General features: G+C 65.5%; 17 protein-coding genes. 11 read left to right on the top strand and 6 right to left on the bottom strand.

Features of this window, described 5'->3' with window-relative positions; translation table 11 throughout:
* Positions 1 to 174: 174 nt before the first annotated feature.
* From MNI96_RS07430 to MNI96_RS07420, 3 genes are all read right to left on the bottom strand, one after another.
* Entirely contained in the window at positions 175 to 1,515 is a 1,341-nt protein-coding gene (locus MNI96_RS07430; protein WP_249691734.1) for an ammonium transporter AmtB, read from the bottom strand.
* A gap of 23 nt (positions 1,516 to 1,538) precedes the next feature.
* Complete coding sequence (locus MNI96_RS07425; RefSeq protein WP_067224442.1) at positions 1,539 to 1,877, bottom strand: P-II family nitrogen regulator; 339 nt, start codon at positions 1,875 to 1,877, stop codon at positions 1,539 to 1,541.
* Between the two features lie 356 nt (positions 1,878 to 2,233).
* Positions 2,234 to 2,794, bottom strand: a complete 561-nt coding sequence (locus tag MNI96_RS07420) for a DUF924 family protein (RefSeq protein ID WP_249692219.1) — start codon at positions 2,792 to 2,794, stop codon at positions 2,234 to 2,236.
* A 114-nt stretch (positions 2,795 to 2,908) separates the two neighbouring features.
* On the opposite strand from MNI96_RS07420, the gene MNI96_RS07415 reads away from it, so the two are divergent.
* Positions 2,909 to 3,142 (top strand): sulfurtransferase TusA family protein, encoded by a 234-nt coding sequence (locus MNI96_RS07415; RefSeq protein WP_249691732.1) that lies wholly within the window; start codon positions 2,909 to 2,911, stop codon positions 3,140 to 3,142.
* 12 nt (positions 3,143 to 3,154) lie between these two features.
* On the opposite strand, the gene MNI96_RS07410 is transcribed toward MNI96_RS07415, so the two are convergent.
* Positions 3,155 to 3,448 carry a 4a-hydroxytetrahydrobiopterin dehydratase gene (locus MNI96_RS07410; protein ID WP_249691730.1) on the bottom strand — a complete coding sequence of 98 codons (294 nt, stop codon included), beginning with the start codon at positions 3,446 to 3,448 and terminating at the stop codon, positions 3,155 to 3,157.
* A 129-nt stretch (positions 3,449 to 3,577) separates the two neighbouring features.
* Between MNI96_RS07410 and MNI96_RS07405 the strand changes: the two genes are divergently transcribed.
* On the top strand, positions 3,578 to 4,027 hold the full coding sequence (locus MNI96_RS07405) for a low molecular weight protein-tyrosine-phosphatase (RefSeq protein WP_249691728.1): 450 nt from the start codon (positions 3,578 to 3,580) through the stop codon (positions 4,025 to 4,027).
* A gap of 126 nt (positions 4,028 to 4,153) precedes the next feature.
* The gene (locus MNI96_RS07400; RefSeq protein ID WP_249691726.1) at positions 4,154 to 4,606 is read left to right on the top strand and encodes a baeRF12 domain-containing protein; all 453 of its coding nucleotides are present in this window, start codon (positions 4,154 to 4,156) and stop codon (positions 4,604 to 4,606) included.
* A 30-nt stretch (positions 4,607 to 4,636) separates the two neighbouring features.
* Here the strand turns inward: MNI96_RS07400 and MNI96_RS07395 are convergent, their stop codons facing one another.
* On the bottom strand, positions 4,637 to 5,845 hold the full coding sequence (locus MNI96_RS07395; protein WP_249691725.1) for a winged helix-turn-helix domain-containing protein: 1,209 nt from the start codon (positions 5,843 to 5,845) through the stop codon (positions 4,637 to 4,639).
* Between the two features lie 7 nt (positions 5,846 to 5,852).
* On the bottom strand, positions 5,853 to 9,320 hold the full coding sequence (gene pyc, locus MNI96_RS07390; protein WP_249691723.1) for a pyruvate carboxylase: 3,468 nt from the start codon (positions 9,318 to 9,320) through the stop codon (positions 5,853 to 5,855).
* A gap of 823 nt (positions 9,321 to 10,143) precedes the next feature.
* Between pyc and MNI96_RS07385 the strand changes: the two genes are divergently transcribed.
* The 8 genes from MNI96_RS07385 to MNI96_RS07350 all read left to right on the top strand — a co-directional run bounded on the left by MNI96_RS07385 (position 10,144) and on the right by MNI96_RS07350 (position 19,411).
* Complete coding sequence (locus MNI96_RS07385) at positions 10,144 to 13,254, top strand: helicase-related protein (protein WP_502960312.1); 3,111 nt, start codon at positions 10,144 to 10,146, stop codon at positions 13,252 to 13,254.
* An 83-nt stretch (positions 13,255 to 13,337) separates the two neighbouring features.
* Positions 13,338 to 13,781, top strand: a complete 444-nt coding sequence (locus tag MNI96_RS07380; protein WP_249692215.1) for an RNA-binding S4 domain-containing protein — start codon at positions 13,338 to 13,340, stop codon at positions 13,779 to 13,781.
* A gap of 325 nt (positions 13,782 to 14,106) precedes the next feature.
* Complete coding sequence (fdxA, locus tag MNI96_RS07375) at positions 14,107 to 14,445, top strand: ferredoxin FdxA (protein ID WP_067224455.1); 339 nt, start codon at positions 14,107 to 14,109, stop codon at positions 14,443 to 14,445.
* Positions 14,446 to 14,856: 411 nt separating this feature from the next.
* Entirely contained in the window at positions 14,857 to 15,438 is a 582-nt protein-coding gene (locus tag MNI96_RS07370; protein WP_158194199.1) for a CarD family transcriptional regulator, read from the top strand.
* 342 nt (positions 15,439 to 15,780) lie between these two features.
* Complete coding sequence (locus MNI96_RS07365; RefSeq protein ID WP_349629135.1) at positions 15,781 to 16,650, top strand: RNA polymerase factor sigma-32; 870 nt, start codon at positions 15,781 to 15,783, stop codon at positions 16,648 to 16,650.
* 152 nt (positions 16,651 to 16,802) lie between these two features.
* Positions 16,803 to 17,882 carry a GDP-mannose 4,6-dehydratase gene (gene gmd, locus MNI96_RS07360; protein ID WP_249691720.1) on the top strand — a complete coding sequence of 360 codons (1,080 nt, stop codon included), beginning with the start codon at positions 16,803 to 16,805 and terminating at the stop codon, positions 17,880 to 17,882.
* A 3-nt stretch (positions 17,883 to 17,885) separates the two neighbouring features.
* Positions 17,886 to 18,866: a GDP-L-fucose synthase family protein gene (locus tag MNI96_RS07355; protein ID WP_249691718.1), complete on the top strand. Its 981-nt coding sequence runs from the start codon at positions 17,886 to 17,888 to the stop codon at positions 18,864 to 18,866.
* Positions 18,863 to 19,411 (top strand): class I SAM-dependent methyltransferase, encoded by a 549-nt coding sequence (locus tag MNI96_RS07350; RefSeq protein ID WP_249691716.1) that lies wholly within the window; start codon positions 18,863 to 18,865, stop codon positions 19,409 to 19,411. The genes MNI96_RS07355 and MNI96_RS07350 overlap by 4 nt, the downstream gene beginning before the upstream one ends.
* Positions 19,412 to 19,413 lie beyond the last annotated feature (2 nt).

Genomic DNA, 19,413 nt, shown 5'->3' with positions numbered 1-19,413 from the left:
GACCGCCAGGCGAATCGCGGTCGCAGGCGAACGAGGATGGCCGCCCGGCACCTTGCAGGCAATCGGCAACAGCCCCTCGCAATCGAGAACAAAAAAAGCCCGGGGCACGGGCCCCGGGCTTCAAGGTGCAACCGTCGGTCACGGCGGCTGCTTCGGGAGATAGGTCGGCAGGGCTCAGACGCGCTGGCTGCCCTGACCGAATTCCGGATAGGCCTCGATGCCGACCTCGGCCTTGTCGAGGCCAAGCGCCTCTTCTTCGGCCGACGCGCGGATACCGATCGTCGACTTCAGGATCAGCCAGACGACCAGGCTGATCACGAAGGTAAAGACGCCATAGGCGACGATGCCGATAATCTGGACCGAGTAGGTCGCATCGCTGTTGGACAGCGGCACGATCAGCGTGCCCCAGATGCCGGCCACAAGATGGACCGGGATGGCGCCGACGACATCGTCGATCTTCAGCTTGTCGAGCAGCGGCACGGCGAAGACGACGATCACGCCGCCAACGGCGCCGATGAACACAGCCTGCCAGACGGACGGAGCAAGCGGCTCCGCGGTAATGGAGACCAGACCGGCAAGGGCGCCGTTCAGGGCCATCGTCACGTCGACCTTCTTGTACAGGACCTGCGTCAGAATCACGGCTACGACCACACCGGCGGCAGCCGCCATATTGGTGTTGGCAAAGATGCGCGAGATGTCCGTCACATCGCCGATGGTGCCCATGGCAAGCTGCGAGGCGCCGTTGAAGCCGAACCAACCGAGCCACAGGATGAATGTGCCGAGCGTCGCGAGCGGCATGGACGAGCCAGGCATCGGGTGCACACCATTGGCCGTATACTTGCCGGTACGCGCACCGAGTACGAGGGCACCGGCGAGCGCCGCCCAGCCGCCAACCGAGTGGACGAGCGTGGAACCGGCGAAGTCCGAGAAGCCCATGCCGTTGAGCCAGCCAGCCCCCCACTGCCAGGAGCCGGCGATCGGATAGATGAAGCCGGTCAGAACGACGGTGAAGGCAAGGAAGGGCCACAGCCTGATGCGCTCAGCCAGCGTGCCGGAAACGATTGAGGCGGTGGTGGCGCAGAACACCATCTGGAAGAACCAGTCGGAAGCGGTCGAATAGCCCGTGTCGAGGGCGTTGCCGCCGACCGCATCGAAGGCATACGGACCGAAGGAGCCGATGTAGCCGCCGTCGACGCCGGTGTACATCAGGTTGTAGCCGGTGATCCAGAACATCAGGCCAGCGATCGAGTACAGCGTGATGTTCTTCAGGCACTGCATGGAGACGTTCTTGGCCCGCACCATGCCGGCCTCGAGCATGGCGAAACCGGCCGCCATCCACATGACCAGGAAGCCGCCGAGAAGGAACAGCAGCGTGTTGAAGATGTAGGCCGTCTCCGAGGCCAGCGCATACTGGGGCGCCTCGGGAGCCGCCGCCGTATCCTGCGCGAGAGCCGCGCCAGCCGCCGCGAGAAGCGCAAGCGAGGCCGTTCCGGCAAGTTTGAGAGTTGCTTTCATTGGAATTCCCCTGCTCGAATGGATCAAAGCGCGGTGGCGTCGGTTTCGCCGGTGCGGATGCGCTGAACCTGGTCGAGCGCGTAGACGAAGATCTTGCCGTCGCCGATCTGGCCGGTCTTGGCGGCGCTTGCGATCGCCTCCACCACCTTGTCGGCAAGCTCCGAGGTGACCGCGACCTCGATCTTCAACTTGGGCAGGAAGCTCACGGCATACTCGGTACCGCGATAGATTTCGGTGTGCCCCTTCTGCCGCCCGTAGCCCTTGACCTCGGTTACCGTCAGTCCCTGAACGCCGATGCTCGTGAGGGCGTCGCGCACCTCGTCGAGCTTGAACGGCTTGATGATGGCCATCACGATTTTCATGCTCGCTTCCGTTCCTTTCCCTGCTTCGCTTCCCCGGCCCGTTGCGGCAGGCGCGTTTCGGCTGGATTTGGCGGACCGGAGGTTGCCGACAGGGCCTGACAACCGGGCGATCCGATTAACGCCGGTTCTCAGGTATCAAGGAGCGTGCCAACTCGTGTTGCGGCGCAAAAACGCGCGGATATGCACTCTCGAAAGAATTAGAAAAGTGAACAATTACAAAGGGATGTATATCGTCTGAGACACTATCCTCCACGAGGCGGCCGGGACCTTCCAAGCCTGTCAGGTCTGCACAAAAAATAGCCACATCCGGCAAGCGAATGTGGCTAAATTATGTGCACAAGTTTTAGGCAGGCAGCTCAGGCGCTGAATCCGCCATCCTTCAGAAAGGCCGCTTCCGCGGGCGTGCTCTCACGTCCCAGGGCCGCGTTGCGATGGGGGAAACGGCCGAACCGCCGGATCACGTCCAGATGAATCAGGGCGTAGAGATAGGACTGCTCGTCGCCGAGACGGCGGAACATGTCGACGCTGCGTTCCTGGTCCGCCATATCCTCGGAATGCTCGAAGGGCAGGTAGAAAAAGGGGCGCGCCGCCTTCGGGAATGCACGGTCGAACCCCTGGGCAAGGGCGGCTCCCGCAATGCGCCGTGCCCTGGCGTCCGAAGCAAAGGCCAGCGCATCGCCGCGAAACAGGTTGCGCGGAAACTGGTCGAGCAGAAGAAGCAGGGCGAGCGCGCCATGCGGTGTCTCGGCCCAGCCGTCCAATGCCCCGTCCCGGGCCTGCTCGACAAGCGGCGCAAAATTTTCCCGGATCTTCGCGTCGAAGCCATCGTCGCGGGCGAACCACCTTGCAGGCCCCGCCGTCCACCAGAAATCCAGAATGTCGATTGCCTCGGGCTTGCCGCTACTGGTCACGGGCATATTCTCCTGTCTGGTTGAAAATCCGCCCACCCGGCCGCAGGCTTGGGATGGGCGAAAAGCTGGGGTCGCGCCGGCGCCGAGCCGGCCCGCCCCTCATATCGGGGGGAGTGCACATTGGACAAGGTTGATCTGGAACTGGATCTCAAGGGGCTGAAATGCCCGCTGCCGGTCCTCAAGACCCGCAAGGCCATCGCCGGGCTGACGGCAGGTGCACGGGTGCGCGTGCTGTCCACCGATCCGATGTCCGTCATCGACATCCCGCATTTCTGCCAGGAGGCCGGACACAAACTGCTCTCGCGCGAGACAGACGGCGACGAGGTCCACGTCTTCCTGCTGGAACGCGCCTGAAGCGCGTGCCGGTCACCCCTGCGCAAACGCATCCATCTTCCGCGCAAGTCGGATGTCGAGATCGGTGAGACCGCCGGCATCATGGGTCGACAGCACCACTTCCACCGTCCGGTATACATTGGACCATTCGGGATGGTGGTTCAGCTTCTCGGCGACAAGAGCGACCCGCATCATGAAGCCGAAGGCCTCGTTGAAATCCTTGAACGCAAACGTCCGGGTGATCGCATCGCGCCCATCCACCTCGCGCCAGTCCGGCAGCCCGGCAAGAGCATCGGTTCGAGCCTCCGGCGACAGTTTTTCGGTCATGGCGATCTCCTGCAGGTGTGGCGACTGCACGCCTTCATGCGCTGCTATAAAGGGATCACGCTCGGCGGTGCATGACAACCGCCCGATCAAAAGACCGCCGGAAAGAAATCCGACCGGTAAGGAGGATGAGTGAGCGCGATCCTGTTCGTCTGTCTTGGCAATATCTGCCGCTCGCCGCTGGCCGAGGGTATTCTTCGCCACCGCATCCGGGCCGCCGGTCTCGAGCGCGCCGTGTCGGTCGACAGTGCCGGCACGGCCTCCTGGCACACCGGCAAGACGCCGGACCCGCGCTCCATCGCGGTCGCCGCCCGCAACGGCATCGACCTGACGGAGCAGCGCGCGCGGCAGGTGGCGACAGCCGACTTTAACACCTTCGACATGATCCTGGCCATGGATGCGGCCAATCTCGCCGAGCTTCGCGCCCGCAAGCCTGCCGGTTCGCATGCTGAAATCCGCCGCTTTCTCTGCCGCGACGTGCCCGACCCCTATTACGGCGGGCCGGAAGGATTCGACCATGTGTTTCGCATGCTGGACGAGGGGTGCGCCGCCCTTGTCGCCGAACTTTCTGAGCGCCCTTGACGCTGCACCCATTAAAACCGGAAGCCCGCGTACCTACGTGTCTCTTGGGGCGAAAATCCCGTTCAGGGTCGGCAAATGGTCGGCCACCGCATGAACGGACCGACACGTCACGAAAGGAGGCCTGCGATGAGCGGTCTGCGCATCGAGCACGACAGTTGGGTTCTGGTCGGAGATGGCGAGAAGGCACTGTTCTTCCGCAACCAGGGCGACGCGGATTACCCCAATCTCGAGGTCCTGAGGGTCCTGGAGCAGGACAATCCCTCGACCTCGGATCAAGGAACGGACGCGCCCGGACGGCGCAGCGACGGCCCCGGCCCGCATCGCAGCGCCATGGAGCCCACCGACTGGCACATGATCGAGAAGCACCGTTTCGCCAGCCGCATCGCCGACACGCTCTACAAGGAGGCGCACAAGGGCCGCTTCTCCAAGCTCATCGTGGTAGCTCCTCCGGGAACTCTCGGCGACCTGCGCAAGGCCTTTCACAAGGAAGTGGCAAGCCGCGTCGTTGCCGAGGTCGACAAAACGCTGACGGGCCATCCGCCGGACGAGATCGAGCGGATCCTCTCCACCAAAAACTGATCGGCAAGAACCGATAGCGGCAGCGGCGCGTCAGCCCGGGAGCTCGCGCCGCCAGCCGTCGGCGAAAACCACCCGCTCCATGCCGGTGAAGCGCGCCATGCGAGCGAACTCCGCTTCGAGACGGGCGAGCCGTCCTTCGCCGAGCCGCACCCCCGGCTCCGGCCAGAACGCCGTCACGAGCAACTCCCCTTCCGCGCGCCGGCAGATCAGGTCGGCCCGGCCGATCATCCGGTCCTTCTCCATCAAGGGATAAACATAGTAGCCGTAGGTGCGCTTGGGCGCCGGCACGAAAACCTCGATCCGGTAGAAGAAGCCGAACAGCCGCTCGGCACGCTTTCGGTCCCGTAACACGGGATCGAACGGGCTCAAGGCGCGGATCCGCGCTGGTGGCTCCGGGGCCTCCTCAAGCAGGGAGGCGATGTCCGGCCGCGCAACGCTCGCGCGCTTCGGCTGGCCAGGTCCGAAATCGATCTCCACCGGCAGGATGGACCTGCCGGCTTCACGCGCGCACCAGGCCTTCGCCTCGTCCGGCGAAACGAGATCGTAGAAGGCGGCGATCTCGCCGGAGGTACCGACGCCCAGCCGCTGCAAGGCCTCGCGGCACGCCCAATCGACGAAGGCCGTGTGGGTGACGTCCTGCTCCAAATGCTCGCGCGGGATCACGCGCTCCGACAGGTCGTAGATCTTGGCGAAATTGTCCCGTGCGGTAACCGCGATCTCGCCGGTTCGCCAAAGGTACTCGAGCGCCGTCTTTCCCGGCTGCCAGTTCCACCAGCCGGGCTCCTTGCGCGCACGATCTCCATCGAAATCGCGAGCGCGCGAAGGACCGTTCACCCGCACATGGTCGCGCACCCGGTCGATCTCCTCATGGAAGTCGTGCCCGTGCCAATTGGTCCAGCGCGCCTTCAGCCGCTCCTTCTGGCGCGCGAAGCGGTGGCGCCAGTAGGGATAGGCGCTCGAAGGGATCACCGCCGCATCGTGGGTCCAGTTCTCGAACAGCACCCGGTCCCGTTCCAGCAGCCGGGTAAGCTGCGGTTCCCGGTAGGTCTGGTTGCGGGAGAACAGGATCTGGTGGTGGGCGCGCGTTACCGTATTGATGCTGTCGACCTGAACGAAACCGAGCCGGTCGATCAGGTCGCACAGCTCCGCCTGCCCGAGGCGCCGCGACGGCGTATCGGACAGGCCCTGCAGATGCAGGAACACCCGGCGCAGGTCGGCAGCGGCAATCCTCAGCACCATCGGCCCGTCAGCCCTCCGCCGCGAAGACCACCAGCAAGTCCTTGGCATCGACCTGCTGGCCGGGGCTCGCCAGCACCTCCGCCACCGTTCCCGCGCGGTCGGCGTGGAGCGCCGTCTCCATCTTCATCGCCTCGATGGACACCAGCACGTCGCCCGGCGACACGCTTTGCCCCGCCTTCACCGCAACGGTGGAGATGACCCCCGGCATCGGCGCCCCGACATGGGCGGCATTGCCGTCCTCGACCTTGCGACGCGCCGCAGCTCCTGCCGCTCCATGCGCCCGGTCCGGCACCTTGATGATGCGCGGCTGGCCGTTAAGCTCGAAGAACACCTTGCATTCGCCGGTCTCATCCGTCTCGCCGATCGCCTGGGTCCGTACGACGAGTGTCTTGCCTGGCTCCAAGTCGATCATCATCTCCTCGCCCGCCGGCAGGCCGTAGAAATAGACCGGCGTCGGCAGCACGTCGACCGGGCCGTAGCGGTCGCGGGCGGCGGCAAAGTCGGTGAAGACCTTCGGATACATTAGGTAGGAGGCAAGGTCGGTATCGGAGATCTCGCCGCCGGTCTTTTCCGCCGCTTCCTTGCGACGGGCGGCGAGATCATCGGCTGCAAGCAGCGAGCCGGGACGCACCGTGATCGGCGTCTCGCCCTTCAGCACCTTGGACTGGATGTCCTTCGGCCATCCGCCGGGCGACTGGCCGAGATCGCCGCGCATCATCTGGACGACGCTCTCGGGGAAGGCAACGTCCTTTTCCGGCGTCATCACATCAGCCACCGACAGCCCCTGCGCCACCATCATCAGCGCCATATCGCCGACCACCTTCGACGACGGCGTCACCTTGACGATGTCGCCGAACATCATGTTGACATCGTGATAGGCCTGCGCCACCTCGTGCCAGCGGGTCTCGAGGCCGAGCGAGCGTGCCTGCTCCTTCAGGTTGGTAAACTGGCCGCCCGGCATCTCGTGCAGATAGACCTCGGAGGCCGGCGCCTTGAGGTCGCTCTCGAACGCCCGGTACTGCGCGCGCGCCGCCTCCCAATAGAAGGAGATCTCACGAATGGCGCGCGCATCGAGCCCGGTGTCGCGCGGCCCGTCGCGAAGGGCCGCGGCAAGTGAGCCCAGCGCCGGCTGCGAGGTCAGTCCCGAGAAGGCATCCATGGCGGCATCGACGGCATCGACGCCCGCCTCCACCGCGGCCAGCACGGTCGCGGCGGAAATGCCGGACGTATCGTGGGTGTGGAAGTGGATCGGCAGGCCGACCTCCTGCCTCAAGGCGGAGAACAGGCGGCGTGCCGCCTCCGGCTTCATCAGGCCGGCCATGTCCTTGACGCCGAGGATGTGGCAGCCGGCCCGCTCCAGCTCCTTCGCCAGCTTCACGTAATAGGCAAGATCGTATTTCGGCCGCGCCGCATCCAGCAGATCGCCCGTGTAGCAGATCGTTCCCTCGCACAGCTTGTCCGCCTCGATCACCGCATCGAGCGAGACGCGCATGTTCTCCACCCAGTTGAGGCAGTCGAAGACGCGGAACAGGTCGACACCGTTCTCCGCTGCGCGGGCGACGAAGTCGCGCACCACGTTGTCGGGATAGTTGGTGTAGCCGACGCCATTCGCCCCGCGCAGCAGCATCTGCAGCAGGATGTTGGGCACGCGCTCGCGCACGGCTCTCAGCCGCTCCCACGGGTCCTCGGTGAGGAAGCGCATGGCCACGTCGAAGGTCGCCCCGCCCCAGCATTCCAGCGAGAAGAGCTGCGGCAGGCCGCGGGCATAGGCATCCGCCACCGCGACAATGTCGAAGCTGCGCATACGGGTCGCGAGCAGCGACTGGTGCGCATCGCGCATCGTCGTGTCGGTGACCAGCGCCCGTCGCTCCGCCTTCATCCAGTCGGCGAAGCCCTGCGGGCCGAGCTCGTCGAGGAGCTGTTTGGTGCCCTTGCGGATCTCGCCCTCATAGACCGGTGCGACAGGCGCCGGAGCATCCGCGAGGGGCTGCGGCCGGTTGCGGGTCTCCGGATGGCCGTTGACGGTGACATCGGCGATATAGGTGAGCAGCTTGGTCGCCCTATCCCGACGGGTGACCTGATGGAACAGGGCCGGCGTCTCGTCGATGAAGCGCGTCGTGTAGCTGTTGGCCCGGAAATCCGGGTGCCCGATCACGTTTTCCAGGAACACCAGATTGGTCGCGACGCCGCGGATACGGAACTCGCGCAAGGCACGGTCCATGCGCTGCGCGGCCTCTTCCGCCGTCGGCGCCCAGGCCGTTACCTTTTCCAGCAAGGGATCATAGAAGCGCGTGATCACCGCACCCGAATAGGCCGTGCCGCCGTCGAGCCGGATGCCGAAACCGGTGGCCCCGCGATAGGCGGTGATCCGGCCGTAGTCGGGGATGAAATTCTGCTCCGGATCCTCAGTGGTGATGCGGCACTGGAGGGCGTGGCCGTTCAGCCGGATCTCTTCCTGTACCGGCACGCCTGAGGCCGGCTCGCCGATCATAGCGCCTGCCGCGATGCGGATCTGCGCCTTGACGATGTCGATGCCGGTGACCTCCTCGGTCACCGTGTGCTCGACCTGCACGCGCGGATTCACCTCGATGAAATAGAAGCGGCCAGTGTCGGAATCCATCAGGAACTCGACGGTGCCCGCACCGCGATAATGCGCCGCCCGGCCGATCCTCAGGCCATACTCGCTCAGCTCCGCGCGTTGATCGGCATCGAGATAAGGAGCAGGCGCCCTCTCGACGACCTTCTGGTGGCGACGCTGGATCGAGCAGTCTCGCTCGAACAGATGCACCAGCTTGCCATGCGCATCGCCGAGGATCTGCACTTCGACATGCCGCGCCCGCTCCACCAGCTTCTCGAGATAGATCTCGTCCTTGCCGAAGGCGGCCTTGGCCTCGCGCTTGGCCGCCGCCACATCGCGCAGCAGAGCCTCCTCGTCGCGGATGACGCGCATGCCGCGGCCGCCGCCGCCCCAGGAGGCCTTGAGCATCACCGGATAGCCGATTTCGGCGGCGAGCCGGCGCACCTCGTCCATATCGTCGGGCAGCGGGTCGGTTGCCGGCATCACCGGCACCCCGGCCTCGATGGCCAGATTCCGAGCCGCGACCTTGTTGCCGAGCCGGCGCATGGTCTCTGGCGAAGGGCCAATGAAGATGATTCCCGCCTCGGCGCAGGCTTCGGCGAATTCGGGGCTTTCCGACAGGAAGCCGTAGCCGGGATGGATGGCATCGACCCCGGCCGCCTTCGCGACACGCAGGATCTCCGGGATGGACAGATAGGCCTCGATCGGGCCGAGCGGTTCCGCAAGATGCGGACCGCGACCGATCTGGTAAGCCTCGTCGGCCTTGAACCGGTGCAGTGCGAGCTTGTCCTGCTCCGCATAGACAGCAACGGTGCGCATGCCCAGTTCGTTCGCCGCGCGGAAAATGCGGATCGCGATCTCCGAGCGGTTGGCGACGAGAATCTTCCGAATAGCCAAGTCAGCCCCTCCTCCTGATGGACGACCCGCAGAGCCGCCGTCCATGCCTTAGCGTCACCGCGTTCTAGCTGTTGCACCGCAACAAGGGAAGACGGCGGGAGCAAGAGGTCCGATAGGCCCGGCAACTAGCAATCTGAAAACCGTCCCGGAATGAAACGAAGCCGTTAATCGCATTCCAGCAGGCTACAGAACACCACAGGATGGCGCATCACCATCCAGCTCCATAGCCGCGCCGAACCACAATATACGCGAAGAACATATCGGGAACAATGTCAAGTCAGCGATTCGGGCAGGCTTCGTTCGCGGTTCGTCGGAGCGTAAATTTTACCTGGTGAATTTTAATGATTCGATTAATGATATCGAAAGCTTTGAAACACTCGACCCTAATCCGTCCGGATCCGAATCGACCGGCGCAAATCCTTGAGCAGATTCACGATTTCGCCCTGCCATCGACGCCATCCACAACATCTCGTAGGGAACGAAACCTGAATCTCGCGGAGTCGTCGATTCGGTCCGGCTTTGTTCAGGACTCGTTCTGTTCACCCTTTCGGAAGCCGGTTCGCAGACTTCGCTCCGGCCCCGTTCGGCAACAGCCGCACCGCGAAACACCGGGCGATTCGCAACCGCTCGTCCTTGCAGAAAACAGAAGGCGACAGCCCCGCGCGGACTGTGCTACCTCTCGGGGTAACGGGTTTGCGGTCGCCCGAAGCTTCCGCCGCAAGACCTCTCCGGACCCGGACGCCTTCCCGTCGCGCGGTTCTACTTAGCAACGGATCTCGGCGGGTTCCGCCGTGGCACGGATCGCACAGCACAGCTGCAGCCAATGCTTCATTCCGGAAAACCGAGGCCGTTTTCGGCCGGGGGCTACTCCGCCCCGACCTGGACCACGCTGCCGCCGCAGGCGCGGGCGCGCACGGTCACGGCGGTGCTCGGCCCGACCAATACCGGCAAGACCCATCTGGCCATCGAGCGGATGATCGCCCGCGAAACGGGTGTCATCGGCCTGCCGCTGCGCCTTCTTGCGCGAGAGGTCTATGGCCGCATCACCGAGCGCGTCGGCACCGACAAGGTGGCGCTGGTCACCGGCGAGGAAAAGATCATCCCCCCCGATACCCGCTACTGGGTGTCGACGGTGGAGGCTATGCCGCTCGATCTCGTCGTCGACTTCGTTGCCATCGACGAGGTTCAGCTCGCAGGCGATCTGGAACGCGGCCATGTTTTCACCGACCGCATCCTCAACATGCGCGGGACGCTGGAGACGCTTCTTCTCGGCTCCGCGACGGCGCGCCCGCTGCTGGAGCGCCTGCTGCCGGGTCTCAACGTGGTCACCCGGCCGCGCATGTCGATCCTGGCGTATTCGGGCCAGAAGAAGATCACCCGCCTGCCCGCTCGCTCGGCCGTGGTCGCCTTCTCCTCCTCGGAGGTTTATGCGATCGCCGAGCTGCTTCGCCGCCAGCATGGCGGCGCCGCCGTCGTCCTCGGCTCGCTCAGCCCGCGCACCCGCAATGCCCAGGTGGAGCTGTTCCAGAACGGCGACGTGGAGCACCTGATCGCCACCGACGCGATCGGCATGGGCCTCAATCTCGACGTCGACCACATCGCCTTTGCCGGCATCCGCAAGTTCGACGGCTACCAGTACCGCATGCTGACGCCGGCCGAGATGGGCCAGATCGGCGGACGCGCCGGCCGCCATACCCGAGACGGCACCTTCGGCGTCACCGGCCGGGTCGATCCGTTCGACGAGGAGCTGATCGAGGCGCTGGAAAGCCACCGTTTCGACGCGCTCAAGGTCTTCCAGTGGCGCAATCGCGCGCTCGACTTCGACAGCGTCGAGAGCCTGCGCCGCACGCTGGACGAGCCGCCTCGCGAACAGGGCCTGACCCGCGCGCCCCCCTCGGCCGACGAGACCGCCTTCGACCATGCCCTGCGCGACGAGGCCATCCGCCGGGTCGCGGCAACGCCGGAGCGGGTGCGCCTGCTCTGGGACGTGTGCCAGGTTCCCGACTACCGCAAGATCGCACCGGCGAACCATGCCGACCTGATCGCCGGGCTGTATGCGCATCTGACCCGCAACGGGGTCGTTCCCGACGACTGGTTCGCCCGCCAGGTTGCCTTCGCCGACCGGGTCGACGGCGACATCGACACGCTGGCGAACCGCATTGCCCACATCCGCACCTGGACCTTCGTCGCCAACCGTGGCGACTGGCTTGCGGATCCCGCCCATTGGCAAGGCGTGACGCGCGGCGTAGAAGACCGTCTGTCCGACGCATTGCACGACAGGCTCACCCAGCGCTTCGTCGACCGGCGGACAAGCGTATTGATGCGACGGCTGAGAGAGAACGCCATGCTTGAAGCGGAAATAACATCGGCAGGGGACGTGCTGGTCGAAGGACAGCATGTCGGACAACTGCAGGGCTTCCGCTTTGCACCGGACCCCTCGGCCGACGGCCCTGACGTCAAGGCTCTGCGTGCTGCGGCCCAGAAGGCTCTGGCCAACGAGTTGACCCAGCGCGCCGACCGTCTGTCGCGCGCCGCCAACGACGACTTCGCGCTTGCCTCGGACGGCGCCCTGCGCTGGCAGGGCGAGATCGTCGGCCGCGTGATCGCCGGCGACACGGTGCTGACCCCGGGTATCATCGTCCTGTGCGAGGACACCCTCGACGTTGCCGACCGCGAAAAGGTCGAGGCGCGCCTCGTCCTGTGGCTGCGCACCCATATCGACTCGGTGCTGAAGCCGCTGCGCGATCTGGAGATCGGCGAAGGCCTCGAGGGACTTGCTCGCGGGATCGCCTTCCGCCTGATCGAGGCCCTCGGTATTCTCGAGCGGTCCGAGATCGCGGAAGATGTCCGCCAGCTGGACCAGACGATGCGGGCCGGACTGCGCCGCCTCGGCGTGCGTTTCGGCGCCTACCACATCTTCGTGCCGGCGCTGCTGAAGCCTGCACCGAGTCGCCTGATCGCCCAACTCTGGGCGCTGAAGCACGGCGAGCCGGACATGCCCGGCCTTTCCGAGCTGCCGCAACTCTCGGCCTCGGGTCGCACCTCCATCACGGTCGACCCCGAGATTTCCAAGGCGCTCTACAAGGTCGTCGGTTTCCGTGTCTGCGGACCGCGCGCCGTGCGTATCGACATTCTCGAGCGCTTGGCCGACCTGATCCGCCCGCTACTGGCATGGAAGCCGCTCGATGCGGACGTGTCTCCGCCCGAGGGGGCCGTTGCCGAAGGCGGTGCGTTCACCGTCACGGTGGCGATGACCTCGCTGCTCGGCTGTGCCGGCGAGGACTTCTCCGCGGTGCTGAAGTCGCTGGGCTATCGCCCCGAGATCCGCGAGGTCACCCGTCCGGTGGCCGCCACTTCGGAAGCCGCAGCGCCCGAGGTGCCCGCAGTCGAGGCCCCCGCGGTCGAGGCTCCGGCGGAAGCGCCTGCCGACGCGCAAGCAGTTGCGGTTGAGGCCGAACCGGTCACAGAAGAGGCTGCCGCAGAGCCGGTGGTCAAGGCAGGCGAGGCCGACGCTTCTGCTGCCCCGGCGGACGCTGCCGCCACAGAGGCAGCCCCGGCAGAGGGGGCCACGGAAACGGTCACCATCGAGATCTGGCGACCTGGCCGGCGCGATCGCCGGCCGCAGGGCGGCCAGCGCGATGGCCAACGTGGCGGTCGGCGCGGTGACGCAGCCGGCGGCGACGCCTCGGAAGGTCAGGCCCAGAAGCAGCGGACCAAGGGCCGCGGCTTCGGCAAGGGCGGCAATCGCCAGCAAGGCCGGCCCGACCAGCCACGCGGCGGCGGCGGCAAGGGCCGGAACGAGGGCTCGCGTCCCGACGCCCAGCGTCCGCGCGGCACCCGGCCCGAACGTCCGGCGCGCGAGATTGACCCGGATTCGCCGTTTGCGAAACTGGCGGCTCTCAAGGCCGACCTGGAGAAGAAACCACGCTCCTGACCGGCCGGCGGCAGGACTGACGGAGGACAGCGGCAAGAGTGAGCGACACGACGACCAGCGAATCGGCCACACCGCCTGCGGACATGACACCGCAACGGCTCGACAAGTGGCTTTGGTTCGCCCGGATCGTGAAGTCGCGCAGCCTTGCCCAGAAGCTGGTGAACGGCGGCCACGTGCGGGTGAACCGCGACAAGGCGCAGGCACCGGCCAAGGCGATCCGCCACGGCGACGTGCTCACGATCGCCGTGGCGAACCGGATCCTCGTTCTGAAGGTTCTGGCGCCCGGCACACGGCGCGGGCCAGCACCCGAAGCCCGCCTTCTCTACGAAGATCTGGCTCCTTCGCCGAGCTCCCCGCCCATTTCCGATGACGGGGAGGATGCGGACGAGGACGCCGGAGGCCAGGGCGCGGCCGGCGCGGCTCCTGTCGGCCGCGAGGGTCCGGCACCCGGCCGGCGCGAGCGCGGCAGCGGCCGCCCGACCAAACGGCAGCGACGTCAGATCGACCGGCTCACCGACAAGGGCTGAAACATCTCCGCTGCTTGCGCGCACGACCCTGCCACAGATGGTCCGCGCACGAGATGCGCCCAGTGTGGAGAAAAATCTTCTCCGGGAGCTATCATCGGCAACATATTCCGAACTTGAAGCCCATCGCCAAACCCGGTACGCAGGCAGCAAGAACCGCCCGCACACCGGCCGGTGCCCGACCGGCCTTGGGTCCGGGCCGGAAGCCGGAACCCCGCATCGGACTGCCCCCGCGGAACGGAGACCGGGCCTTGACCCAAAGGGCCGCGACACGAGTGCGGCAGTGCCCGCCGGTCGGCGGCAGGAATGGCGCCGCGAGAGGATTGCGATGACCTATATCGTCACGGACAACTGCATCAAGTGCAAGTACACCGACTGTGTCGAAGTCTGTCCGGTCGACTGCTTCTACGAAGGCGAGAACATGCTCGTCATCCACCCGGACGAGTGCATCGATTGCGGCGTCTGCGAGCCGGAATGCCCGGCCGATGCCATCAAGCCGGACACAGAGCCGGGCCTGGAGAAGTGGCTGGAGCTGAATACCGAATATGCGTCCAAATGGCCGAACCTGACAGTCAAGAAGGACGCTTTGCCCGAAGCCGAGGAGTTCGACGGCAAGCCGAACAAGCTCGAGGCCTATTTCTCGCCGGAACCGGGCTCGGGCGACTGAAGCCGGGGCGGTTTCGCCGTGTCCCTTGGCACGGCCAATCCCCGGCATGGCACGCCCGCGGCAAGCAACCGCCAACGACGACGGCGCCGGAATCTTCCGGCTGCCGGCTCATGTTTTGAAATCCACAAGTTTTGTGATATAGTCTTTTCCTCAGTAATCGAACCAGTGGTCTCCCCCTCCACGCGGAGGTTTTTTTATGGTTGCGAACCCTTCGCCGCATGCGAAGGGGGGCGGCATCCCTCCTAGAACTGATCCGGGACCAGAGTTCGGTCGGCTGATCATCGAATAACGAACTCCGACGGGTTGTGGCGAAGCCACAAGCCCGATGGACGTGCGTTTTCTCCATGGACGGGCGACGTTCAGGCGCCGCCCCGGCTTCTGGCCGCAACTGCGCAGGAGTAGCATAGGCGTATGGCAACAACGATGAAGAAGACCGCGCAGAGACAGGGTTTCAAGACTGGTGAGTTCATTGTCTATCCGTCCCACGGCGTCGGACAGATCACTGCGATCGAGGAACAGAATGTCGCGGGATATGCGCTTGAACTTCTGGTGATCAATTTCGAGCAGGACAAGATGACGTTGCGCGTCCCGGTCGCGAAGATCGCATCCGTGGGCATGCGCAAGCTGGCCGATGCTCCCGCCGTGAAGAAGGCGCTGGAGACCGTACGCGGCCGTCCGCGCGTCAAGCGCACCATGTGGAGCCGCCGCGCCCAGGAATACGAGGCGAAGATCAATTCCGGCGACCTGATCGCCATTGCCGAGGTGGTTCGCGACCTCTACCGGTCCGAGAGCCAACCCGAGCAGTCCTACTCCGAGCGTCAGCTCTACGAGGCCGCCCTCGACCGCATGTCGCGCGAGATCGCTGCCGTGAACAAGTGCTCGGACACCGAGGCGATCCGCCAGATCGAACAGAATCTCGCCAAGTCGGCCAGCCGCAAGGCCGCCGCCGCAGCGACCGAAGACGAGGACGGGGAACAGACCGAAGCCGCCTGACCGCGACAACGGCACCGTCCGATGCTTCGACGCCCGGCGCTCCCAAGCGCCGGGCGTTTTCGTTTGGCCCGCGGCCTCGGGACTCAGCGTGCCATGTTGCGGCCCGATCAATCAGGTAAACTTATCGCGATCTTGAGGAACTTCTATTGGTCCTGATCGTATGCAGGGGTCATGCTTGCACCAAGAACCGCTGTTACCGATTTCGCGGAAGCCGGCGGGCTGAACCGATATCGCGGTAGCTGCGTATCATATGACGATAGCAGACCAGGGCACCGACGTGGCGGCCGCATCGCCACCGGGGCCAAGCCTCCGGACAGGAGGCGGGACGCGGAGGGACACACCGTGAGTTATCTTTCGGGCAACCGGCGTCAGATTGTCAGGGCCGCTATGAATGCGCCCTATCTCAGCCGTGGGGAAGAACAGCAGCTTGCCGTTGCATGGCGCAACGAAGGCAACCAGGCCGCGCTCGACCGTCTCAGCCTGGCGCATATGCGCCTCGTGATCGCGGTCGCAGCGAAATACCGCAATTTCGGATTATCTATGAGCGACCTTATCCAGGAGGGCCATATCGGCCTTCTGGAGGCTGCCTCCCGGTTCGAGCCGGAGCGCGAAGTGCGCTTCTCCACCTATGCCACATGGTGGATCCGCGCGTCGATCCAGGATTACATCCTACGGAACTGGTCCATCGTTCGCGGCGGAACATCGTCGACGCAGAAGGCCCTGTTCTTCAACCTGCGCCGCCTGCGAGCGAAACTCTCCAGCGGCACGACTCGCATCAGCGAAAGCGAGTTGGTGGAGAAGATCGCCGAAACGATGGGCGTCAAGGTGCAGGACGTGGCGACGATGAGCGCCCGGCTGTCGGGCCCCGACACCTCGCTCAACGCACCCGTGCTGGAATCCGACGGATCGGGCGCCGACCGGCAGGATTTCCTGGTCAGCGAAGATCCCCTGCCGGAGGAAACCGTCGGCGTCGTCATCGACACCGAGCGGCGCACGCGCTGGCTGGAGACCGCGCTCGGGGTCTTGAGCGAGCGAGAACTGCGCATCGTCCGCGAACGCCGGCTGAGCGAGGAAGGCGAGACCCTGGAGGCTCTCGGGCAGAAGCTCGGTATCTCCAAGGAGCGCGTCCGCCAGATCGAGAGCCGCGCTCTCGACAAGCTGCGCGACGCCTTACTCAAGGTCCAGCCGGACAAGCTCGCCTATTGCGGCTGACGCGCACGCGTCAGCCGCAAGTCTTCCAGGCGAAGCCGGTGCCCGCCGCCGCACGTCCGCCGGGACAGCGGCGGCGGTTGCCCTTGTCCCTCGCGTGCAGTAGGAGGAACGACTGACAAGCCGTTCTTCAAGCATCCGCACAGGGACTTCACATGACCGCACCCCGCGCGCTCATCACCGGCGTGACCGGCCAGGACGGCGCCTATCTCGCCCGCATCCTGCTCGACAAGGGCTACGAGGTGCATGGGCTGAAGCGTCGTTCCTCTTCCTTCAACACCGGGCGGATCGACCCCCTGATCCACGACCGGCACGAGGGAGACGGACGCTTCTTTCTCCACTACGGCGACCTCACCGACAGCTCTTCGCTGATCCGTCTCGTGGCGGAGATCCAGCCGGCCGAGATCTACAATCTCGCCGCCCAGAGCCATGTGATGGTCAGCTTCGAAACGCCGGAATACACGGCGAATGCCGACGCGACCGGCGTGCTGCGCCTGCTTGAGGCCCTGCGCATCCTCGGCATGGAAAAGTCCTGCCGCTTCTACCAGGCTTCCACCTCGGAGCTATTCGGCAAGGTCCGCGAGACGCCGCAAAGCGAGACCACGCCCTTCTACCCGCGCTCGCCCTATGCCGTCGCCAAGCTCTATGGCTACTGGATCGCGGTGAACTACCGCGAGGCCTACGGCATCCACGCCAGCAACGGCATCCTGTTCAATCACGAGAGCCCGCTGCGCGGCGAGACCTTCGTCACCCGCAAGATCACCCGCGCGGTCGCTGCGATCGAGCTCGGCCTTCAGAAGCAGCTCTATCTCGGCAATCTCGACGCCCGCCGCGACTGGGGCCATGCCCGCGACTATGCCGAGGGCATGTGGCGCATCCTGCAGCAGCCCGAGCCCGACGACTATGTGCTGGCGACCGGCGAGACCCATACGGTGCGCGAGTTCGTCGAGCGCGCCTTCGCCCGCGTCGGCCGCGAGATCGTCTGGTCCGGCGAGGGCGTGGAAGAGACGGGCCGCGACCGGGCAAGTGGAGAGACGCTGGTCGCCATCGATCCCGCATATTTCCGCCCGACCGAAGTCGACCTTCTGCTCGGCGATCCGTCCAAGGCGCGCGCGCGCCTCGGCTGGAGCCACACGACCGGCTTTGCCGAACTGGTCGACGAAATGGTCGATGCGGATCTCGAGTTGCTGCGCGTCGAGCGCCATGCCCGCCGCGCCTATGGCCGCGAGGACTAGGCGATGACGGCCGAGAGCACCGCCGGCGCATCGCGCCGGATCTTCGTCGCCGGCCATCGCGGCATGGTCGGCTCGGCAATCTGCCGGCGCCTGGCGCGCGAGAACGTGGAGAGCATCACCCGCACCCGTGCGCAGCTGGACCTGACCGACCAGCGCGCGGTCGCCGAGTTCTTCGCCAGCGAACGGCCCGACGCGGTGATCCTGGCGGCGGCGCGCGTCGGCGGCATTCTGGCCAACGACCGGCAACCCGTCGACTTCCTGCAGGACAACCTGCAGATCCAGACCAATGTGATCGCCGCCGCCGCCGATCACGGCGTCCGCCGCCTCGTCTTTCTCGGCTCCTCCTGCATCTACCCGAAGTTCGCAGAACAGCCGATCCGCGAGGACGCGCTGATGACGGGGCCCCTGGAGCCGACCAACCAGTGGTACGCGATCGCCAAGATCGCCGGCGTCTATCTCTGTCAGGCCTATCGCCGGCAGCACGGCCTCTCCTATGTCTCGGCGATGCCGACCAACCTCTACGGTCCCAACGACAATTTCGACCTCGCCACCAGCCACGTACTGCCGGCCCTGATCCGCAAGTTCGTCGAAGCCGCCGAAACCGGCGCCGAGACGGTCGAGATCTGGGGCAGCGGCACGCCGCTGCGCGAGTTCATGCATGTCGACGATCTCGCGGACGCCATCGTCTTCCTGCTGGACGCCTATGACGGCGACGAGCCGATCAATGTCGGCTCGGGGCAGGAAGTCTCGATCCGCGACCTTGCGACTCTCATCGCCAGCGAGGCCGGCTTCGGTGGCGAACTGCGTTTCGACGCCAGCAAGCCGGACGGCACGCCGCGCAAGCTGATGGATTCCCATCGCCTGCACGCGCTCGGCTGGCGTCCACGCGTGGCGCTCGAAGACGGCATCCGGCAGACGATCCGCTGGTACTTGGACAACCGCGCCGCTCTCGGCGCCGACGGCAGGACGGGCAGCACCCAATGAAAATCGAGAAACTTCACCTCGGCTGCGGCGTGAAGCACATTCCCGGCTTCTACCATGTCGATGCGCTCGACTATCCGCATGTCGACCGCATCGGGCCGGTCGAGGACCTGTCCTTCATCGCCGACGGCAGCGTAGAGCTGATCTATGCCTGCCACGTGCTGGAGCATTTCGGCCGCAAGGAGTACCGCGACGTGCTCGCCGAGTGGTGCCGGGTTCTGGCCCCTGGCGGCGTGCTGCGCATCGCCGTGCCGGACTTCCGGGCCGCCGCGGAGCTTTATCTCGACACGTCGAACGACTTTGCCCTGCCGCAGGTTCTCGGCCTGTTGGTCGGCGGCCAGCGCGACCAGTACGACTATCACAAGATGGTCTTCGACGAGGAAACCCTGTCGGCGGCGCTGATCGAGGTCGGCTTCTCGTCCACCCGCCGCTGGGACTGGCGCACGACCGAGCACAGCGGCCTCGACGACTATTCGCAGGCCTATCTGCCGCACATGGCCAAGGACACCGGCCGCCTCGTCAGCCTCAATCTGGAAGGCGTGAAGTAAGC

This window comes from Stappia sp. WLB 29 (genome assembly GCF_023507705.1).
Lineage (GTDB): Bacteria > Pseudomonadota > Alphaproteobacteria > Rhizobiales > Stappiaceae > Stappia.
Note: the sequence above shows the minus strand (reverse complement) of the source record. Positions and strands in the feature narration are given on the sequence as shown.

What these genes read in the sequence shown, in the direction of transcription:
- MNI96_RS07430 (WP_249691734.1), bottom strand. Translation starts at nt 1,515, where the DNA reads ATGAAAGCAACTCTCAAACTTGCCGGAACGGCCTCGCTTGCGCTTCTC.
- MNI96_RS07420 (WP_249692219.1), bottom strand. Translation starts at nt 2,794, where the DNA reads ATGCCCGTGACCAGTAGCGGCAAGCCCGAGGCAATCGACATTCTGGAT.
- fdxA (WP_067224455.1), top strand. Translation starts at nt 14,107, where the DNA reads ATGACCTATATCGTCACGGACAACTGCATCAAGTGCAAGTACACCGAC.
- MNI96_RS07425 (WP_067224442.1), bottom strand. Translation starts at nt 1,877, where the DNA reads ATGAAAATCGTGATGGCCATCATCAAGCCGTTCAAGCTCGACGAGGTG.
- gmd (WP_249691720.1), top strand. Translation starts at nt 16,803, where the DNA reads ATGACCGCACCCCGCGCGCTCATCACCGGCGTGACCGGCCAGGACGGC.
- MNI96_RS07355 (WP_249691718.1), top strand. Translation starts at nt 17,886, where the DNA reads ATGACGGCCGAGAGCACCGCCGGCGCATCGCGCCGGATCTTCGTCGCC.
- MNI96_RS07350 (WP_249691716.1), top strand. Translation starts at nt 18,863, where the DNA reads ATGAAAATCGAGAAACTTCACCTCGGCTGCGGCGTGAAGCACATTCCC.
- MNI96_RS07395 (WP_249691725.1), bottom strand. Translation starts at nt 5,845, where the DNA reads ATGGTGCTGAGGATTGCCGCTGCCGACCTGCGCCGGGTGTTCCTGCAT.
- MNI96_RS07400 (WP_249691726.1), top strand. Translation starts at nt 4,154, where the DNA reads ATGAGCGGTCTGCGCATCGAGCACGACAGTTGGGTTCTGGTCGGAGAT.
- MNI96_RS07385 (WP_502960312.1), top strand. Translation starts at nt 10,144, where the DNA reads ATGCTTCATTCCGGAAAACCGAGGCCGTTTTCGGCCGGGGGCTACTCC.
- MNI96_RS07410 (WP_249691730.1), bottom strand. Translation starts at nt 3,448, where the DNA reads ATGACCGAAAAACTGTCGCCGGAGGCTCGAACCGATGCTCTTGCCGGG.
- MNI96_RS07380 (WP_249692215.1), top strand. Translation starts at nt 13,338, where the DNA reads ATGACACCGCAACGGCTCGACAAGTGGCTTTGGTTCGCCCGGATCGTG.
- MNI96_RS07370 (WP_158194199.1), top strand. Translation starts at nt 14,857, where the DNA reads ATGGCAACAACGATGAAGAAGACCGCGCAGAGACAGGGTTTCAAGACT.